Raw genomic sequence first — 2,045 nt, 5'->3', positions numbered from 1 at the left:
GCAGCCAGCCCAGGCCACGCTGCTGGACGGCGTTGGCCAGGGCGGCATGGTTGGGCATCACCTTGACGATGACGGTCTCGCGCAACGTGCCCCAGCGCGCGAGTCGGGGCAGCGCCTGCTCCACGGCCCGCTGGACGCGGGCGGCGTCCTGGGCGTCGGCGGGGGTGTACTCGATGCGGAACTGGCCGGACGGGCCCGTCATCTCCACCGAGGCCGACAGGGCGGGTTCCGGCGCCACCATCCGGCGGGCGGAGGCGCAGCCGGACAGGAGCGCCAGGACGAGCACGGCGATGAACCCCACTCCACCCTGCCCACTGCCGTTGCGCATCTCGGTCCTCATTCAGCGTCCAACCAGCGGAGCACCGTGCGGCCCACATCCGCCACGGTGGCCAGGGCCTCCACCTCGGGGGCCGGCGGGCCGAAGTAGAGCACGGGGACGGGGTTGAGGGTGTGGGAACGCGTCGTGAGGTCCTCCACGTTGCCGTGGTCGCTGCACACCAGCACCCGGGCCTCCGGGGGGCGGGTGGCGACGACGGCTCGGGCGAAGGCGTCGAAGGTGGCCAGGGCCTGGCGCGCGGCGTCGAAGTCCCGGGCATGTCCGGCCTCGTCCGCCAGGTAATGCTCGAAGAAGGTGAAGTCCACCTCGCCGGCCACCCGCCAGAAGACCTCGGCGGCCTCGGTGGGGGTGCGCTCGGGGACGTGGGCCATGCCCCGGGCCCGGGCGAGCGTCCCGGTGACGTCATGGGTGAGGCCCTGCCCGGCCCGGGCATCATCGAAGGTGCGCAGGGGGACTTCCCCGGCGGCGAAGGCCAGCGTGGTGGCCGAGGCCTTCAGGCGTCTCAGGGCCGCGGGGGGGAGGGTGAATTCGGGGGCGCTGGAGGAGGGGCGCCGGGTGAGCTTCAGCGCGTCCAGGTAGGCCACGGGGTAGCTGTTGGCGAAGGTGGCGCTCCGGCCCGCGGCCACCAGGCGCTTGATGATGGAGTGCTGGGCCAGAAGCTCCCGCAGGGGCTTGTCCGGGTAGCCCAGCACGTGCCGGCCGATGAGGGCGGGGGCGGGCTGGCCGGTGAGGATGGCCGTCTGATTGGAGGCGGACTGGGGGCGGCCGGTGACACCGAAGGTGGTGTCCACGGGGATGCACCGGCCGGAGTCGGGGAGGGGAGCGCCGGGCGCGTCCTGGAAGTGCGACAGGAGATAGTCGCGACCCGCGAGAGGATTGGCCTCCGGGTCGTTTCGTCCGATGCCAACGCCATCGATGAACAGGACCGCGACGCGCATGGCCTCCGACTGTATCTTCGATGGACACGCATGGCGCTCCACGGCGATTTCTCCAGCTTCCCCCTCCCCGAATTGCTCCAATGGTTGGATAGCTCCCGGAAGACGGGCACGCTCCAGCTCCTTTCCTGGGAGGGAGGCGAGCGCAAGCTCTACCTGCTCTCGGGACAGGTGCTGGCCATGGCCAACGAGGGGCTCTGGGGGCGGGTGGCCCGGGTGCTCTCCCTGGCGAAGCTGGCGGATGCCGCGGCGGTGCTGGCGGCCTTCAAGTCGATGCCGTCGGGGGGCGAGGACGTGGAGTCCGTCTTCCGGGCGAACAAGGTGGAGCCCAAGCAGGTGCGGGAGCTGGTGCGTGAGGAGCTGTTCGGCTCCATGGTGGACCAGACGCGGGCGGGCCATGGGGCCTTCCACTGGACGGAGGACCTGGACCGCTCGGGTGACGAGTGGGCGCCGTGCGAGCTGGGGCTCCGGGAGCTGCTCTTCGAGTCCCTGCGGTGGGTGGACGAGCAGCCGGATGTGGACCGGGTGCTGCCGGGGGACGCGCTGACGGTGCGCTCGAAGGTGCAGCCGAGCCCGCGCCAGCCGCTGATGCACCGGATTCTGCTGGGCATGTGCGCGGGGGGGCAGAACCTGGGGCGGCTGCGGCTGTCGCTGGGGATGTCGCGCTCGTCGACCACGCGCCGCGTCTACGAGCTGCTGAGGGCGAAGCAGGTGGAGGTGGAGGGGGCGCCGGAGGTGGTGGTGGATCCGGTGACGGACATGCTGGAGAAGGG

Annotated in this window: 2 protein-coding genes and 1 pseudogene; 1 reads left to right on the top strand and 2 read right to left on the bottom strand. The window is 71.7% G+C overall.

Annotation, left to right across the window (positions count from 1 at the left end; all coding sequences use genetic code 11):
• Together VF794_RS17340 and VF794_RS17335 are read right to left on the bottom strand one after the other, a co-directional pair.
• Positions 1-340 (bottom strand): annotated as a pseudogene (locus VF794_RS17340) (hypothetical protein); the annotation flags it as partial.
• Entirely contained in the window at positions 337-1,275 is a 939-nt protein-coding gene (locus tag VF794_RS17335; protein ID WP_331111786.1) for a metalloenzyme, read from the bottom strand. The pseudogene VF794_RS17340 and the gene VF794_RS17335, both read right to left, overlap by 4 nt.
• Before the next feature lie 30 nt (positions 1,276-1,305).
• On the opposite strand from VF794_RS17335, the gene VF794_RS17330 reads away from it, so the two are divergent.
• Positions 1,306-2,045 (top strand): DUF4388 domain-containing protein (locus tag VF794_RS17330; RefSeq protein WP_331111784.1); only part of this gene is annotated, 740 nt, incomplete at its 3' end.

It is taken from the genome of Archangium sp. (assembly GCF_036389735.1).
In the GTDB taxonomy this organism is placed as follows: Bacteria; Myxococcota; Myxococcia; order Myxococcales; family Myxococcaceae; genus Archangium.
Note: the sequence above shows the minus strand (reverse complement) of the source record. Positions and strands in the feature narration are given on the sequence as shown.

What these genes read in the sequence shown, in the direction of transcription:
- VF794_RS17335 (WP_331111786.1), bottom strand. Translation starts at nt 1,275, where the DNA reads ATGCGCGTCGCGGTCCTGTTCATCGATGGCGTTGGCATCGGACGAAAC.